The organism is Pseudoalteromonas sp. APC 3691 (assembly GCF_030408135.1).
In the GTDB taxonomy this organism is placed as follows: domain Bacteria; phylum Pseudomonadota; class Gammaproteobacteria; order Enterobacterales; family Alteromonadaceae; genus Pseudoalteromonas.
In genome coordinates, this window is record NZ_JASDCB010000056.1 from 1 (window position 1) to 16,348 (window position 16,348).

The following is a 16,348-nucleotide window of genomic DNA, read 5'->3' on the forward strand; positions in this document are numbered from 1 at the left end:
TGCGCATCTTATACAGTATGCCTTCGAGCGTTTTTCTATGGTCGGGCTTATTATAAATTCGACCACTTAAGTACATTACTTTTGATAAGACATTCCATGTCCCGTCTGTTAACATTAATCTTGGCATGTAGGTTCGGTGTAAGGTTTTCTGGCGAATTCAATTATACCTTATCTTCATGCTGTTTGTTTTTCATACCACAAAGATCAACACGCCCTAGTTAAAAATTCACTCGGTGTTTCAAGCGTAGTAGGAGAAAACTGCATGGTTTTCCATATGTACTGCTCAAGTGTGGGTTTAAAAAATTCCATTTCTGATTTTGGTGGGTTCTTCGCTAAGCGTTCTGCATACTCAGCTACCGTGTTTGCGTTATCATTAACTTCGTCATAGAGCGATGTACGTAAATAGTAGTTATCTTCCATTTTGCTAAATGAATCAAACTTAAGCGCTTGCTCTAAGCCGCTTTGAGCCGCCAAATAAACACCAAAGACAGTAGAAATAACCATAAAAAATTGATTTAACCAAAAGCCAGTGCTTTTCAGTTCTTTATGATCAGCTGTTTTAAGGGCTTGCGAAAATTTTTGAGTAACTATAGGTGGTTTTTTATTGTTTTCTGGGATGTGACTAGTTGGTTCCAACAGCTCGTTCCTTGAATAATTGCTTCCTTTTTAGGCGTACAAGAATACTTAAAAATTAACCAGTTAGCAATGTAGCCACTCGTATTGAATATACTTTTAATGTATTTACCTATATCTACAAGTAGTCACTTAAGTATGGCTTAGCTTAAATACTTAATAAAGAGGGTACTTAAGCTAAAGCTATTTTAAACTGTCTAATTAAATCATCTAGCGAAGCAGTTAAACGCGAGTTCATGGCTCAATATGCATGACTCTATATTAATGAATAGAGAGTTTTTGTAGTGCCTGAGGCTATTTTGTTAGCAAAGTAACGTATTACCAATAAACGGACTAAAAAAACCTTCTTTAATAACTCAATAATGAGGCGTAGTTAGCCTTTATATTTAAGGCGTTGTTGGCCCAACTCCTAAGAGGGGTATTTATTTTTGTTATACAAAAGTGGAGAACTTTTTACACAGGCAAAGGCTATGTATTTAAAAGCACAGCGCCGCTTTTATTTTCGCCTAAATGATCATCTTTATTGTAAATTGGGCAACTTTTAAGTGATAAGCAACCACATCCTATACAGCCGTCTACTTTGTCGCGCAGGCGTTGCATATGCGCAATTCGCTCATCAAGTTGCGCTTGCCAATGTTTTGAAAGTGCTGACCAGTCTTGTTTTGTTGGTGTGCGGTTGTCGGGTAGGGTAGCTAAGGTGTTTTTAATCTCATCGAGCGTAACTCCCATCGCTTGAGCTGCTTTTATTACAGCTACACGGCGTAATACATCAGGTTTATAGCGTCGCTGATTACCATTATTTCGCCAGCTCTTAATTAAAAACTTAGTTTCGTAAAAGTGAAGAGTAGATACTTTTACACCACTTCTTTTTGCTATATAGCCAACGGTTAGGTTAGCTTCGGTTAACTTTTTTTGTCCTACTGGCATTATTTTAATCCTTTAGTTGACCTCAATATAACTTGAGGTTTTAAGCTTTTACCACATTAAAAAAAGAGCTAACTAAATGCAATATAAAAATGCTCGGAAAACCATTATTATTTATTCAAGCGCACGTAAAAACGGCAATACCACAGCCCATGTTAATAGCTTTGCCGAGCAAAATGATGTGCGTGTAATTTGTCTAGATGATTATAAAATTGCGCCATACTGTTATAACAAAAACTATAAAAATGATGACTTTTACGCGCTATTTGAAGCGGTTTTAAAGTACGACCATTGGGTGTTCGCGTCTCCTGTTTATTGGTATAACACTACGGTACAAATGAAGTCTTTTATAGATAGGATCACAGATTACATGGATGACGAAACCTTGAAGCCGAAGTTACGGGCTTTACGTAATAAAGATTTTTCGTTGTTATCAAACGCATCATCGCTTGAAGCGCCTGATATTTTTGTAGAAATGTTTAAACGAACATTTAGCTATTTAGGTATGCAGTTTATTAACCACCATCATAAAAACACTCAATCGGCAGCATGATAAGCTGCCCTTTCTTCTTTGCTTCTGTTAGTTTTATAAATAGGTTAACTTATTTAAAACACAGGATTGTTTATGAAATTCCTATTACTGCTTTTACTTATAAGCCCATTTTCGCAAGCGGGTGAAAACCTTATTAAAGACTTTGGTTACTTTTATAGTGTTCCGGAGCATGTTCAGATAAATGACTCTACGGTATTCAAAATAGCCTTTGATGTTGGTGATGGCGCTAAAAAAGGTGAGCAGAACACTTCAATGAACTCACTTGCACGTTTTATTAATATGCATGTAGCACACGGTGTAAAGCCAGATAACATTCAACTAGCGTTAGTGGTACATGGTAGTGCTAGCGTTGATGTATTGGCTAATAGTGAATATAAAGAACGTTTTAAAGCAGATAACAAAAATCAAAGTTTAATAAAGCAATTGTTGGCCAATAACACCGTGGTTTATGTATGTGGGCAATCGGCTACGCATCATAAAGTAGCACCAGAACAACTAATTGAAGGTGTGCAAATGTCACTTTCGGCGATGACAGCACATGCCCAGCTGCAACAGCAGGGTTATACACTTAATCCATTTTAATAATTAACATGACAAAAAATATTCTCTGCTTTGGTGATTCTAATACGTGGGGTTTAAACCCTGTAACGGGAAAACGCTTTGATGAAAATATCCGATGGACATCGCTATTAAATAAAAACTTAGGGCGTGGCTTTAACGTAATAGAGGCAGGGCAGCCTAACCGCACGTTAGTGCATAATCCACCGTTTGATGGCGTGCTTAATGGTGTTAGTTATCTAAAGCCTTACTTGGATAAGCATGAGCTCGACTTTATTATTATTGCCCTTGGTACAAACGATCTTAAAAAACGTTTTAATTTAACACCTAATTTAATAGCAGATGGCTTAAATGATTTAATTAACTCAATACATATTTATTATCAGCAAGGTAGTACTTTAAAATCCCCTAAAATTATTATTGCTAGCCCACCTAAAATAAGAATCACTGAGCAGTATTCGCGTATTTATGAAGGTGCAGATACAAAAGCAACAAAGCTCTCTAGTGCATTTAAAAGCGTTGCGGCTAATAATAAATGTACTTTTATTGATTTTAATACATTTATTAATGTAACAGCCGGTGATGGGCTTCACTTTGAAAGTAATCAGCATTTAACGGTAAGTGCTAAAATCACTCAATTGGTTCAAAATTCATTCAATAATTCTTGAATCCATCTGTTTGAATTTAATGCGACTTATGCAATCATCTAATATAGTAGTGATATAAATTAACAACTTCGAGATGCTATGAAAAAGTACCAACAAAAATCTATTATAGCCATTTTAACCGGAGGGTTAGTTTTTGTAACTGGCTGTTTTATCTTGCTCAATTTTGCAGCGCAGCAGTTAACAGCACAAACAAAGTATGATGCTGAATATATTCTCGGTCATGTAGAAGGTGCAATTGCAGAGAGGCGTCGAATTCTTACCCCATTAAATAAGCTTGCGTTTAAACAGTGTGATAATACAACTCTTCTTGAGATGCGCCGCGCTTTATTTGACGCAAAATATGTAATTGATATAGGCTTTTTTAAAGATAACCAGCTAGTTTGTACTACTGGCGCAGGCTTATTAAGTAAACCAATTAACGACAAACAGCCTGACTTTATTCGAGATGATGAGAAGGTGAGGGTTCGTTTTGAGCCAGAGCTTTATCTATTATTATTTAGTGAGCGCCCTATGGAGGTAATTATAGTCAGACAAGGGGACTATAATTTAATTATGCAGAGCACGCCCTTTACCAACATCGGAATTACTGCGCCAGATTGGGAAGTTATTTATAAAACACCAAATACTTTGCATCATTTAGCAGGTAAAGAGGGGCTGTACCAGCAGGTAAAAAACAGCGTTTTCTTTCCTTACGAAACTAACTCAGTTTGCAGTTCTACAAGTAGTCAATATTGTGTAGTAGTGCACTTGCCTTGGAGTCTGTTTTTTTCTAATAATCACTTATTATTAATAATTTCGTTAATTTTAACCTGTTTAGCGGGCATATCGAGTGCGTTAATAGTTGATGCGAGAATTGCTGCACGACGCTCTACTAATCAGCGTATTCGTAAAGGGCTTAAAAAGGGATCATTTTATTGGACTTACCAGCCCATTATTTGTTTGCAAAGTGGCAAGCTGATTGGTTGCGAGGTACTTGCACGTTTTGAAGATAAGTACGGTGCTTTATTTCCAGATGAGTTTATTCCGGTTATTAGAAAAAATAATTTAACCTGGACTTTTACTGAGGCAATGATTGCTACCACAATAAAAGAGTTAACCTCTATAGAGTTATTGCCAGAAGGCTTTAAAGTGTCGCTTAATATATTTCCGTGTGATGTAGAGCTGGGTAATGTGTCGTTACTGCCGCAAATTACAGAGCTTACCAACTCACGCTTTATTATTTGTTTAGAGATAACTGAAGACGAGTACCTTGATACAAGCATTGCGCATGCTCATTTTAGAACCTTAGTTGAATCGGGATTTAACTTATCATTAGATGACTTTGGTACGGGTTATTCGAATTTAAGAAACTTACAAAACTTGAGCTTTCATCAACTTAAAATTGATCGTACGTTTGTTAAAGATATAGCAACTGAGGGCTTAAAAGCCTCTATGATCCCAAATATTATGGAACTTGTGCATAAGTTTAATTATACCTGTGTGGCAGAAGGGATTGAAACCACTGAGCAAGAAGCTATTTTAAAAACAGCGGGTGTGCATTATGGACAAGGCTGGAAGTACGGTAAGCCCATGACGGCGTCTAAATTTAAAAATTATATGACTAATCAGCATTTTTAGATCTCAGCTGCCATACTAAACGTATCGGTATGAAATTTATAAATATTAGGTTTATTATGATCAAATTAACATTAAGTGCTTTTGCATTTTTATTACTTAGTGCGTGTACAACACAGTATCCAAACCAGCAGTTAACAGGTAAGCAGTTCCCAAGCATTAGCGGCGAAAGTTTAGAGCAAAGCATGGTGACTATACCCAGCGATTTTAAAGCAGATAAAACACTACTGCTTATTGGCTACAAGCAAGATAGCCAATTTGACATAGACCGTTGGTTAATTGGTTTAGATATGGTGGGTGTAACGCTCCCTACATACGAACTACCAACCATTGCCGGCATGGCGCCACGCATGTTTAGCACATTTATAGACAGCGGTATGCGCAAAGGCATCCCTAAAGAATTATGGGGTGGGGTAATCACTATTTATAAAGATGGTGAAGCGGTACAAAAGTTTACAGGTAACCAAAGCCCTAATAACTCACGTGTGGTACTTATAAATAACAGCGGCGAAATTTTATATTTTTATGATCGAGGTTTTTCGGTTGATGCGCTAAATAAACTAAAAGCGAGTATAGAATAATTGATCCTAAAAGTTAGTTTAGGCTAATGCATATTTAAGGCTTTATAAGTTATTAAGCCACTAATCCGATCTGTTATTTATCTTATAAAAGCAATTTTAAAAATAAAATTGATAAAGGTTTTGCATTGATTTAATTGATTTTTATCTATTTTAGGATGAGAAAGAATAACAGTACTTTAATATCAAAATCCCATTGTAAGTTGTATTTGATTTAGGTAATGTAGTGTAAATGTTTCAAGGACGAAATTTATGCCCCATAAAAACTCGGTATTTGTAAAAACAACGTTTCAATCATCTTTTCATTCACACAACTACACCGCTATTTTAAGAACATTACAAGCTTTGTTTGGTGATATTAAAATGGACGAAGTTATTCCTAAAGCTGAGCAGCGCACAAATTATGATTTGTTTTTAATCGATGGTGCTAAAAGCAAATGGCAAGACCTTATTCCGACTGACCTTATTTGTTTAGCTAAACACTATAGCGTTGTCATTTTTAATGTTGATAAAGAAGATGTGTGCGAGCAAAACTTATTGCTTAACCATTTTAATGGTGTTTTTTATAAATCTGATGCGCCAGAAGATATTTTTAAAGGGTTAGTTCGTGTTGATACTGGCGAGCTTTGGTTTACGCGTAAAGTGATTTCAAAAGCTTTTAACGATATTTTAGCCGTGGCATCGTCATTTAATAACCTACATGACGACATTGAATTAAAGCAGGACGATTACGATCATTTAACAAAGCGAGAAAAGTCTGTTATTCATTTAATTGCACAGGGGGCGAGTAACAATACAATCGCTGATAAACTTAACATTAGCGACCACACTGTAAAAACACATTTATACAGTGCGTTTAAAAAAACTAACTCACGCAACAGGGTGGAGCTTGCTAATTGGGCGCAGCGCTATATATCGGTTTTGCTGCCAATGGGGAAATAAATAGCATATATAATCTCAATTTCTCCCATAAAAAAGGCTACTGTTAGTAGCCTTTTTTATTTGTTATGTCGGCCTGTGTAATTAGCTCACTTTTTTAGCCCATAAGCCTTTATCAATGCCTTTTGTTATAAGGTCTGTCAGTGCTTTTTCTATTGCCTGAGTTACACAAATACTCATAGGTTCGTTGTCACTAAAGCCGGCTTCAGCTTCAGCTAGACGTTTGTAGCTTACGTATCTAAAAAAGCCTGCACGCATCTCTTGGCTTAATACTTTTTTGCTGGTGGCCACACTAAGCAACACTTGGCCTGTACGAACATCCACAGCGCGTAGATAAATTGAAATAGCATCTTCACGGTAAAGCTCAGATGCGCCTATACCAAAGTATTCCATACCTAACCCACCCGTTTTTACATTGGTGTCATAGCTTATAATACCGCCCTCTAAAATGATTTTAGCTGTGGTAAGTGGAGGTAACTCAGCCTGGTTAGGATTATCAGTTTGGCCTGCACGAATAATTTTTCGCTCAGTTAAAATGTTTTGTAAACCTTCACGCTCAACAGGTGTAAACCAATCAGATTCATGCAGTGCTTGTACGAGTATTGAATTAGCACCTTGAGTAACGGCAGTCGAAAACGAACTAACGTTAGTTTGTGGTTTATATTGACCTGTTTGGTCTCTAAATGAGTAGACCGATACCGGAATGCTGCCAACAGGTTTTGGTAAATTTTTTAAGTCTGCAAATAATTCAGTGGGCTCTAGGCTAATTGCTTTTTGCTGTGATGGTGGAATAAGCTTACCTAAACTTGTACAGCCGCTCAAACCCAGTAATGTTATTGTTATTAGTAGTTTATACATTATCCAAACCTCGGTACTTCAATGATCACAACAGAGTCATCTAATATGTTTGTTATTTTTACTGTAATAGAATCGGTTGTGCTGGTTATAACTTCAATTTGATAATCACCACTCATAAAAATTGAGTCCTGATTAAAAATACTATCTTCAATATCCTCACCAAAAGCCATATCGGTAATTTCTCTTACCATGCGGTTTAAGTAAGTGCGCTCTAAAGAGTCTTGAAATTGTTCAGCGTAACCTTTTTCGATTACCGGAGCCTTGTGCTTATTTTGAGCCTGTGCTTTGCTCAGCAGCATATTTGCATTGAGTGGATTACCACCAAAGCTTGGATTTATTGGGGTGTAAATTATTTCAGTCGCGGAAGCTGAGAAGCTTAATATTGTTATTATTATAAGGGCTATTTTTTTCATTTTACCATCCATCTTTAGCCATATCTGGTGTTGATGCAGCCATGTTTGAGCGAGCCATTGCATCTATTACTGTATAAACAGCTTGCTCAACACGTTCATCGAGGGGTTCTAATCTGCGACCTAAATAAGTCGCGTAAACAAGTTGGTTATTCATTATTAAAGAAAGTTGTGTACCCGCTTTTGGTATTACGGTTTCTTTTATTTCAATATTAAAACCAGCTGTTGAAGGGAGATCTCGCCAGTAGTTTGAAAATTCATAATAAAATTGATGACCAAAGCGGCTAATACTTCTATCAAGTAATAAGCCATCTATTTCTAGTTCATCCGCAGCATGAGTTGCCCCAGAAAAACATAGGAAAAGTGTGAGTAGGTGACGATTAAAGTTAGTATTTTTTTTCATAATTTAAAAAGGGGAGAGGGTCGCTCTCCCCACCTCAACAATTACATTTGAGTAATTGTTGCTGCGTTTCCATCACCAATTTGGGTAACAGATACAGTGCTGTCAAAGCCAATTACTGAGCCTTCAACAATATTGTCGTTACCAATTTGAGTAACACTAAACGATACGTTTTCACCACCAACTAAAAATGCTGATTGTTCAACGCCAGTAACCCAGTTACCTTCACCTGTTTGTGAAATATCAATGCTGTGGTTATTGCCTTCAACCATCATATCAATAAGGTTTAACGTGCCACTTTGTGCAATATCAATTTGGTTATTATTACTATCTAAAATGCCAGCAAGGGTAACAATTGCTTCATTTTGAGAGCCGTCTTGAGCAATATCGATGTCATTATCGTTAGATGTAAGCGTTACATCTGGGTATGAAGATTGAACAAGTACGGCATTTTCATCGCCAGCTTGTACTAAATCAACATCATTGCCAGAGCCGTTAAAGTTAGCTAAGTGAATCGAGTTTAAATCACCTATTTGGGCTGATGTAAATTCATTGTCTGAACCAATTACACCCATGTAGGCTTCGTTTAAATCACCGTTTTGCATTGAAGTTAGTTCGTTGTTGTCACCAATTAAATCGGCTGTCATTAAGTTTTCAGCGCCAACTTGTGTTGCTGAAACCTCATTATTAGAACCTTCAAATAAGTTTGATTCAATTGTGTTAAGTGAACCTTCTTGATCTAAATCTATTTGGTTGTCGTCCCCAATTACAGTTGCAAACGTTACCGCATTAGTTAAGCCATCTTGCTCAATTTCAATTTCATTTGCATCACCAGAAATTGCACTAAATGCTACAGCATTACGATCACCTACTTGTTCAACTTCAAGCTCGTTGTCATTGCCTTGTAAACTACTTACTTTAAAGGTACTCCAATAACCGTCTTGAACTAAATCAAGAGTATTTTCGTCGCCTGTAAGCATCGTAATTTCTGCTTCATGCCATTCACCGGTTTGCAGTGAGGTAATTTCATTTGCGTTACCTTGCATATCCATGTTGTAGAACCAGTGACCACCAGTGCCTTGTTCAACATCAATGACATTATCATCACCAGTCACAATATTAATCGCTTCATTATTTACAAAAAAGCCTTGGCCAAATTGTGAAACAAATAACATATTATTATTACCAGTCACTTCAGAGATAAAACCATTAGCAACGCCATCTTGGCTGTATACTTGCAGGTTGTTGTCACCTGTGGTGATTACTTCAGCATAATTACCAAATTGGCTCTGCACAACTTCAGTTTCGTTATTATTACCGGTTGTTGTCACAAGCATGGTGTTGCTATCACCATCTTGTGTAAGTAGTGCAGTATTTTCATTAAAAGTTTGGATAAGAGTCATTGAGTTTTCAACACTTGCTACAGAAACGTTGGTAGCAAGTTCTGAGCTTGATGCTGATTTGTTGTTAGTATCTGCATAAGAAGCAAAGCTAGTACCCATTGCAATTGCAACTGCGCAGCTTAAAAGTGATTTGTTCAACTTCATTATTTTCTCCTTGAAATATTAAAACCAAACACCTTAAATTTTATAGGTTTTATAAGGTATTTGCTGTGTCAGCATGCCGTGCCGATATATTTTTCGTGATCCGCTTGCGTAACTTTAGAAGTAGGTGAAGCGTAATATGTGACTATAAATAATTAAGTTTTAATTTGTCATAAATATTGAACTAACAAAGTTTAAGCTCAAATTCATAATCACCCATTAACTGTATTCCCCTATTTCATTTTCTTAAATCATCATTTTTTACCAAATAATTAACCTTTTATTATCATTGGTTTATGTGTGTAACTGGTGGGTTTTAATGTAATAGTAAGCAAAAGCAGTAAAAAAGTTTGACCCTATAATGGGTAAGGTTGTAATGGGGCAGTTCATTAAAATGACTGTGTTTAGTGTTTTTTTTATAGCCAAACTGGTCAAAATTTATGATTTTTAATTCTTTTTAACTTTTTAACTTGTCAAATATCGTATTTACTAGTTTGCTTATAACTTGCCACGTGATCCCTTGTACTTGAAATAGTGAACAAACCCGCTTAGTGCTTCTAAGCTAACCCAACTATGGATAGAACAATGAAAACAAAATTATCTATTATTACGCTTGCTTTACTACCTTGTTTGGCTTCGGCTAAATTACCTGATGCAGGGGCTCTTCAACAAGCAACTGCAAGCAGTGACTCTGTTATTGTTAAGTATAAAAAAAATGCAACACCTCAGATGCGTAAACAAGCACGAAGCTTGGTTAAAGCAAAAATTACAGATTTAAATAATGATGAAGTTGATGATAACTTCACATCATTATTCTCAGGCCGCCTTGCTAAATTTAAAGTATCTGGCATGAGTACTAAAGAAGCTATTGAACGCTTAAAGTCTCACCAAGCTATTGAATATGTTGAGCCAGATTACCGCGTTAGCATAGCTGCTAATACACCTAACGATCCGCGTTTTGACGAACTTTGGGGACTAAATAATCTAGGGCAAACAGGTGGCATTGCCGATGCAGATATTGATGCGCCTGAAGCATGGGAGATCTCTATAGGTAGCCGCGATGTTGTAGTTGGTGTTATTGATACTGGTGTTGACTACAGCCACTCTGATTTAGCTGACAATGCGTGGGTTAACACTGGCGAAATTGCAGGTGATGGTATTGATAATGACGGCAATGGTTACATTGACGATATTCACGGTATTAATGCAATTACGGATGCTGGTGACCCAATGGATGACCAAGGTCACGGTACACACGTATCAGGCACTATTGGTGCAAGCGGTAATAACTCTACAGGTGTTGTAGGTGTAAACCATGAAGTTTCTATTGTTGGTTGTAAGTTTTTAGATGCCGCAGGCAGCGGTTCAACATCAGATGCAATTAAGTGTATTGATTACATGGTTAATCTTAAAAACTCAGGTGTAAACTTACGAGTTTTAAATAATAGCTGGGGCGGTGGCGGCTATAGCCAAGCGCTAGCCGATGCTATTACTGTTAGTGAGCAAGCTGACATCTTATTTGTTGCTGCAGCTGGGAATGACGAAGTTGATAATGATGCCAACCCTCATTATCCATCAAGTTACGAACATGAGAGTGTATTATCAATTGCCAGCACTGATAGTAACGATAACTTATCAGATTTTTCACAATGGGGCGCGACAAGTGTTGATATGGGAGCACCTGGCTCTGGTATTGTGTCAACGGTTCCGGGTAATGGCTATGCAAATTACTCAGGTACTTCAATGGCAACACCTCATGTTGCTGGTGTTGCTGCTCTTGTGTTGTCAGTAAACCCTGATTTAACAACATCAGAGCTTAAAGCGTTACTAATGAGTAGCGGTGACGCTAATACTGCACTTCAAGGTAAAACGCTTGCGGGCACGCGCCTAAACGCAAATCAGGCGCTATTAGATGCCGATCCAACGCCAAGCTTTAAAATGTCGGTGACGCCATCGTCACAGCAAATAACAGTTGGTGAGTCTGCAACTTATACGTTTGAAATTGGTTCTATTGCTCAGTGGGATGGTGAAGTAACGCTTGAACTAGAATCTAGCCTAACTGGTGCATATTTATCAGAGCTAACTGCAAGCCCTGGCGAAACAGTACAGCTTAGTGTTGAGACCAATGGAAATACGCCATGGGGTAATTATGAGTTTACTGTTACAGCAACATCAGATGATATTGTTAAAGAAAAAACAGTAAGCTTAATGCTTCAACCTGCTGGTTTAAATGACTACACCTATACTAGCGAAGAAAATGTGGCGATTCCTGATAATGATCCACAAGGTGCTAATTCGGTAATTACAATTTCAGATGATTTAACTGTTTTTGGTACTTCTGTTGATGTAAATATTACGCATACTTGGTCTGGCGATATAGTCCTTACGCTAATTTCACCACAAGGCTCTGAGGTAACTTTACAGAGTAATGAAGGTGGCAGCGAAGATGATATTGTTAAAACATTTACATCAAGCGTATTTAACAGTGAAGTAGCAACAGGCGACTGGACGTTAAATGCTGTGGATACAGCGGGTGCAGACACAGGTAATATTAATGGCTGGTCACTTACGCTTAGCGCTATAGGCGAAGTAAGTGCACAACCGCCACGTGCAGGCTTTACTGTTGATACGCAAGGTTTAACAGCCTCGTTTGTAGATACAAGCAATGATGCCAATAACGACATTACACAATGGAGCTGGAGCTTTGGCGATGGCGCTACATCAACAGATTCAAGCCCTGTGCATGCATATGCGCAACCGGGTAGTTACGATGTAGAATTAACTGTTACTGACAGTGAAGGCAATACAAGTACATCAACTCAAACGGTTGTTGTAAGTGATGTAGAGCTAGAAATTACCTTAAAACGTGCTAATAAGTCTCGCCTTGATACTATGCGTGTAGAGCTTAGTTGGGAAAGTGTTGGCGCTGAATTACTAAGTGTTTACCGTAATGGTGAGCTTGTAGATACTACTGCTGACCGAGGTCGTTACCGCGACTACGTACGTGGTGCTACATTACCATCGTACGATTACCAATTATGTGTAACTGAAAATGTATGTTCTAACATCATTACGGTTTCATTTAACTAACTACTCCTAAAGTGACTTTAAGCCCAGCATTGCTGGGCTTTTTTATGTTTTAAAAAATATAAACTATGCTTTTTTATATGGATGGGTTTTAAGCCAGTGCTCGGCTATTTGCTCACGTGTGGCAAACCAAACCTGATCATGCGAGCGAGCATATTCTAAAAACCGTGCTAATGCTTTTATTCTTCCTGGTCTGCCAATTAAGCGACAATGCAAACCTATCGACATCATTTTAGGGGCGTTTTCACCTTCAGGGTCACCTTCTTCATAAAGCGTATCAAATGCATCTTTTAAGTAATTATAAAACTGATCGCCTGCGTTAAAACCTTGAACAGCGGCAAAGCGCATGTCGTTTACATCAAGCGTGTAGGGCACTATTAACTGTGGTTTACCTTCTTTAATACTGTAAAAAGGTAGGTCGTCGCTGTAATCGTCGGCATCATATAAAAAATTACCATTTTCAACTACAAGGGCTGCTGTGTTAGGGCTTGTGCGCCCTGTGTACCACCCTTTGGGCTTTTTACCTGTGAGCTTTTTAATGACATCAATGGCTTGTTGCATATGCTCGCGTTCGGTTTGCTTATCTATATGTTGATAATTAATCCAGCGCAGGCCATGGCTTGCAATTTCGTGGCCCGCTTCAACAAAGGCTTTAGCTACATCGGGGTGGCGCTCAAGGGCCATCGCCACTGCAAAAATGGTGACCGGTATATCGTATTTTTTAAATAAACGCAGTAGCCTCCACACGCCAGTGCGTGAGCCATATTCGTAAATAGACTCCATGCTTATATGGCGGTCTTCAACATGCGGGGCACTGACTATTTCTGATAAAAACGTTTCAGCCGCTGCATCACCATGTAATACACAATTTTCGCCGCCTTCTTCGTAATTTAATACTACTTGCACGGCAATACGTGCTTTATTGGGCCAATTTGCATGGGGTACATCTGGACCATAACCAATTAAATCGCGCGGGTAGTTTTTAAATTGCTCGCTCATTTTATTGCTCCTTTTTAAGTGCTGTGAGCCAAGACCCGAGCGTTTCGCGCTCTAAATCAGTCATCTTGGTCATATTAGCCAGTGGCATATCTTTGGTTATAACCGCGCGAGTATGAATAAGCGTGCTGGATTTTTTTACCTCACTAATAGAATCGAGCTTAAAGCCTAGCGGCGCTGTTTGAAAAAGCTCAGAGGTGGGTGTTTCGCTGTGACACCCAGTACAGTGTTTGCTGATTATATCCCACGCTTGTGCGTCGGTAATACTTGCTTGTAAAGGCGCGCTTTCGCCTGCATTTGTTGGTGTACTGGGCCAAGGTGCTATTGCTAGCATAAGGGCAAAAAAGGCGGCGATACCGCTTACAAGTACTGAGGGTTTATTAATGCCTTGGTGCTTTAAGTTAAAGTAATGGCGTATCCACATACCAATACCAAACAGCGCAATTAAAATAAGCCAGCCAAAGTTGTGGCTATATGTGTAAGGAAAGTGATTGCTAAGCATTATAAATACTACAGGTAATGTGGCGTAGTTATTATGAATAGAACACAGCTTTGCCTTTAAACCTGGCGCTGAATCAGGGATTCTACCAGCTTCTACTTCACTTACCATGTAGCGTTGGCCTGGCATAATAATGTGATACACATTACCCACCATACACGTGCCAATAAGTGCACCTACATGAATATACACAGCGCGGTCGCTAAATAATTGATCAACCCCAAAAGTCCACAGAGCTAATAAACCAATAACTACAGCAATAAACACTTTGCCGTTTTCGACCAGTGGGGTTTTACACAATAAACGATAAACACCATAGCCTAAGCCAATAAAACCAAGTGATGCGCCAATAGCGGCAAATTTACTTAGCTCACTTTTGCTGTTATCAATTAAATACACATCGGCGCCAACATAATAAAGTAAGCTAAATAGTAATATACCGGTGATCCACGTTGTGTAGGCTTCCCACTTAAACCAATGCAGGGTGTGAGGCATTTGTTCAGGACCATTTTGATACTTAGCCACTTCGTAAAAGCCACCACCGTGAACGGCCCATAAATCGCCTTTTATGCCTTTATCTATTTTCCACTGCGGTGGTGTTTGTAGGTTGTTATCAAGCCATGCAAAATAAAATGAAGCGCCAATCCAGGCTATACCAGCAATAACATGAAAATAACGCAGTTCTAAATGAGCAAGCTCAAATAAATAGTTTTCCATAACGGTTAAGCCTCTTCTAATACCGGTGAGCGGGTGTCTGAAAATTGATTGTTATCATCGCGCTTATACACACTTTTACCCATAATGTAAGTTTGCTCAATGCAGCGGTCGTCGCCTAACATCATCATTGCAAATAATTTTTCATGCAGGGTTTTGGCATGCTGTATCCTAAATTTTAAAAATGGGGTTGCTGAACAATCCATTACAATAAAATCGGCTTCACAACCGGCTTTAAAATTACCAATTGTCCCTTCTAAATCAAGTGCTCTAGCACCGCCGAGAGTTGCTAAATACAACCCTTTAAATGCTGAAAACTTTTGACCTTGTAACTGTTGGATTTTGTAAGCTTCGTTACCTGTTTGTAGCATAGAAAAGCTTGTTCCTGCGCCTACATCGGTACCCATGCCTACGTTTATGCCGTGCTCTTCACAGGCTTTTAAATTTAAAAGTCCTGAGCCTAAAAATAGGTTTGAGGTAGGGCAGTGCGATATTGCCGCATTGTTATCTGCAAGGCAGCAAAGCTCGCGCTCGGATAAATGAATACTATGGGCAAATACTGAGCGTTTACGTACCATTTTTGCTTGCTCGTACACGCCTAAGTAATCATCAAACTCTGGAAATAGCCCTTTTACCCATTCGCACTCGTCTTTGTTTTCAGATAAGTGTGTATGCAGGTAGGTGTCTGGGTATTCTTCAAGCAACTGAGTACATTTTTGAAGTTGCTCAGGGGTTGATGTAGGAGCAAAGCGTGGTGTAACTGCGTAGCTTAACCTATCAACATTGTGCCATTTTTCGATGAGGGCTTTAGATTCGTCATAGCTTGTTTGCGCGCAATCAGATAAGTCGTCAGGGCAGTTACGATCCATCATTACTTTACCGGCAATCATGCGTAAATTGCGTTTTTGTGATTCTTTAAAAAACGCATCAACCGATTGCGGATGCACAGTGCCAAATACAAGGGCAGTGGTTGTGCCGTTGCGCAGTAGCTCGTCTAAAAAGCGATTAGATATCTCTTTTGAATAATGCTTACACGTGAACTTTTTCTCTGTCGGAAACGCGTATTCGGTGAGCCAACTTAAAAGCTGCTCGCCGTACGCACCCACCATTTCGGTTTGTGGTAAGTGTATGTGGGTGTCTATCATGCCTGGCATAACGAGTTTGCCATCGTGGCGGATAATATGCGCTGATTTATCAATTGTAGGTAATATGTCTTGCTCATAGCCAAGTTTAACTACTTTGCCGTGCTTGATAACTAATGCGCCCTTTTCAAAAAAACGATGGGCGTTTTCGCCAGAAATGGCAGGGTCGTCAACAAAGTCGAGTATATCGGCACAAACTACTGTTAAGTCATTATTGTTTTGTGTGCTCAT

At 38.5% G+C, this 16,348-nt stretch carries 16 protein-coding genes and 1 pseudogene; 7 read left to right on the forward strand and 10 right to left on the reverse strand.

What is annotated here, in order from left to right:
- The 3 genes and pseudogenes from QL998_RS15610 to soxR all read right to left on the reverse strand — a co-directional run.
- A pseudogene (locus QL998_RS15610) lies at positions 1 to 127 on the reverse strand (IS5/IS1182 family transposase); the annotation flags it as partial.
- 77 nt (positions 128 to 204) lie between these two features.
- Positions 205 to 636 carry a hypothetical protein gene (locus QL998_RS15615; RefSeq protein WP_290193021.1) on the reverse strand — a complete coding sequence of 144 codons (432 nt, stop codon included), beginning with the start codon at positions 634 to 636 and terminating at the stop codon, positions 205 to 207.
- Positions 637 to 1,101: 465 nt separating this feature from the next.
- On the reverse strand, positions 1,102 to 1,560 hold the full coding sequence (gene soxR / locus QL998_RS15620; protein ID WP_182197173.1) for a redox-sensitive transcriptional activator SoxR: 459 nt from the start codon (positions 1,558 to 1,560) through the stop codon (positions 1,102 to 1,104).
- Positions 1,561 to 1,636: 76 nt separating this feature from the next.
- Here soxR and QL998_RS15625 point away from each other — a divergent pair, with 76 nt between their 5' ends.
- From QL998_RS15625 to QL998_RS15650, 6 genes are all read left to right on the forward strand, one after another.
- The gene (locus QL998_RS15625; protein WP_182197172.1) at positions 1,637 to 2,110 is read left to right on the forward strand and encodes a flavodoxin family protein; all 474 of its coding nucleotides are present in this window, start codon (positions 1,637 to 1,639) and stop codon (positions 2,108 to 2,110) included.
- A gap of 72 nt (positions 2,111 to 2,182) precedes the next feature.
- Positions 2,183 to 2,692 carry a DsrE family protein gene (locus QL998_RS15630; RefSeq protein WP_290193022.1) on the forward strand — a complete coding sequence of 170 codons (510 nt, stop codon included), beginning with the start codon at positions 2,183 to 2,185 and terminating at the stop codon, positions 2,690 to 2,692.
- A gap of 8 nt (positions 2,693 to 2,700) precedes the next feature.
- On the forward strand, positions 2,701 to 3,336 hold the full coding sequence (locus QL998_RS15635) for an SGNH/GDSL hydrolase family protein (RefSeq protein WP_182197170.1): 636 nt from the start codon (positions 2,701 to 2,703) through the stop codon (positions 3,334 to 3,336).
- Between the two features lie 78 nt (positions 3,337 to 3,414).
- Positions 3,415 to 4,953, forward strand: coding sequence for an EAL domain-containing protein (locus QL998_RS15640; protein WP_290193023.1), 1,539 nt, complete (start codon positions 3,415 to 3,417; stop codon positions 4,951 to 4,953).
- Positions 4,954 to 5,009: 56 nt separating this feature from the next.
- Complete coding sequence (locus QL998_RS15645) at positions 5,010 to 5,531, forward strand: hypothetical protein (RefSeq protein ID WP_290193024.1); 522 nt, start codon at positions 5,010 to 5,012, stop codon at positions 5,529 to 5,531.
- A 249-nt stretch (positions 5,532 to 5,780) separates the two neighbouring features.
- Positions 5,781 to 6,470 (forward strand): LuxR C-terminal-related transcriptional regulator, encoded by a 690-nt coding sequence (locus tag QL998_RS15650; RefSeq protein ID WP_290193025.1) that lies wholly within the window; start codon positions 5,781 to 5,783, stop codon positions 6,468 to 6,470.
- 81 nt (positions 6,471 to 6,551) lie between these two features.
- On the opposite strand, the gene QL998_RS15655 is transcribed toward QL998_RS15650, so the two are convergent.
- The 4 genes from QL998_RS15655 to QL998_RS15670 are packed head-to-tail and all read right to left on the reverse strand — an operon-like array spanning position 6,552 to position 9,682.
- On the reverse strand, positions 6,552 to 7,325 hold the full coding sequence (locus QL998_RS15655; RefSeq protein ID WP_182197166.1) for a CsgG/HfaB family protein: 774 nt from the start codon (positions 7,323 to 7,325) through the stop codon (positions 6,552 to 6,554).
- Positions 7,325 to 7,750: a curli assembly protein CsgF gene (locus tag QL998_RS15660; RefSeq protein WP_024595597.1), complete on the reverse strand. Its 426-nt coding sequence runs from the start codon at positions 7,748 to 7,750 to the stop codon at positions 7,325 to 7,327. Before QL998_RS15660 ends, QL998_RS15655 begins: the two co-directional genes overlap by 1 nt.
- A complete protein-coding gene (locus QL998_RS15665) occupies positions 7,740 to 8,138 on the reverse strand; it encodes a curli production assembly/transport protein CsgE (protein ID WP_182197164.1) in 399 nt (132 codons plus the stop codon). Before QL998_RS15665 ends, QL998_RS15660 begins: the two co-directional genes overlap by 11 nt.
- Positions 8,139 to 8,179: 41 nt before the next feature.
- On the reverse strand, positions 8,180 to 9,682 hold the full coding sequence (locus QL998_RS15670; RefSeq protein ID WP_290193026.1) for a curlin: 1,503 nt from the start codon (positions 9,680 to 9,682) through the stop codon (positions 8,180 to 8,182).
- Positions 9,683 to 10,264: 582 nt separating this feature from the next.
- Between QL998_RS15670 and QL998_RS15675 the strand changes: the two genes are divergently transcribed.
- Entirely contained in the window at positions 10,265 to 12,769 is a 2,505-nt protein-coding gene (locus QL998_RS15675) for a S8 family serine peptidase (RefSeq protein WP_290193027.1), read from the forward strand.
- 63 nt (positions 12,770 to 12,832) lie between these two features.
- On the opposite strand, the gene puuE is transcribed toward QL998_RS15675, so the two are convergent.
- From puuE to guaD, 3 genes are read right to left on the reverse strand one after another with little or no spacing between them, the layout of a single operon-like run.
- Positions 12,833 to 13,765, reverse strand: coding sequence for an allantoinase PuuE (gene puuE / locus QL998_RS15680; protein ID WP_290193028.1), 933 nt, complete (start codon positions 13,763 to 13,765; stop codon positions 12,833 to 12,835).
- Between the two features lies 1 nt (position 13,766).
- On the reverse strand, positions 13,767 to 14,978 hold the full coding sequence (locus QL998_RS15685; RefSeq protein ID WP_290193029.1) for a urate hydroxylase PuuD: 1,212 nt from the start codon (positions 14,976 to 14,978) through the stop codon (positions 13,767 to 13,769).
- A gap of 5 nt (positions 14,979 to 14,983) precedes the next feature.
- Positions 14,984 to 16,348, reverse strand: a complete 1,365-nt coding sequence (guaD, locus tag QL998_RS15690) for a guanine deaminase (RefSeq protein WP_290193030.1) — start codon at positions 16,346 to 16,348, stop codon at positions 14,984 to 14,986.

Coding starts and splice junctions, on each gene's coding strand:
- soxR (WP_182197173.1), bottom strand. CDS start 1,560: ATGCCAGTAGGACAAAAAAAGTTAACCGAAGCTAACCTAACCGTTGGC.
- QL998_RS15625 (WP_182197172.1), top strand. CDS start 1,637: ATGCAATATAAAAATGCTCGGAAAACCATTATTATTTATTCAAGCGCA.
- QL998_RS15630 (WP_290193022.1), top strand. CDS start 2,183: ATGAAATTCCTATTACTGCTTTTACTTATAAGCCCATTTTCGCAAGCG.
- QL998_RS15635 (WP_182197170.1), top strand. CDS start 2,701: ATGACAAAAAATATTCTCTGCTTTGGTGATTCTAATACGTGGGGTTTA.
- QL998_RS15640 (WP_290193023.1), top strand. CDS start 3,415: ATGAAAAAGTACCAACAAAAATCTATTATAGCCATTTTAACCGGAGGG.
- QL998_RS15645 (WP_290193024.1), top strand. CDS start 5,010: ATGATCAAATTAACATTAAGTGCTTTTGCATTTTTATTACTTAGTGCG.
- QL998_RS15650 (WP_290193025.1), top strand. CDS start 5,781: ATGCCCCATAAAAACTCGGTATTTGTAAAAACAACGTTTCAATCATCT.
- QL998_RS15655 (WP_182197166.1), bottom strand. CDS start 7,325: ATGTATAAACTACTAATAACAATAACATTACTGGGTTTGAGCGGCTGT.
- QL998_RS15660 (WP_024595597.1), bottom strand. CDS start 7,750: ATGGATGGTAAAATGAAAAAAATAGCCCTTATAATAATAACAATATTA.
- QL998_RS15665 (WP_182197164.1), bottom strand. CDS start 8,138: ATGAAAAAAAATACTAACTTTAATCGTCACCTACTCACACTTTTCCTA.
- QL998_RS15670 (WP_290193026.1), bottom strand. CDS start 9,682: ATGAAGTTGAACAAATCACTTTTAAGCTGCGCAGTTGCAATTGCAATG.
- QL998_RS15675 (WP_290193027.1), top strand. CDS start 10,265: ATGAAAACAAAATTATCTATTATTACGCTTGCTTTACTACCTTGTTTG.
- puuE (WP_290193028.1), bottom strand. CDS start 13,765: ATGAGCGAGCAATTTAAAAACTACCCGCGCGATTTAATTGGTTATGGT.
- QL998_RS15685 (WP_290193029.1), bottom strand. CDS start 14,978: ATGGAAAACTATTTATTTGAGCTTGCTCATTTAGAACTGCGTTATTTT.
- guaD (WP_290193030.1), bottom strand. CDS start 16,348: ATGAGCACACAAAACAATAATGACTTAACAGTAGTTTGTGCCGATATA.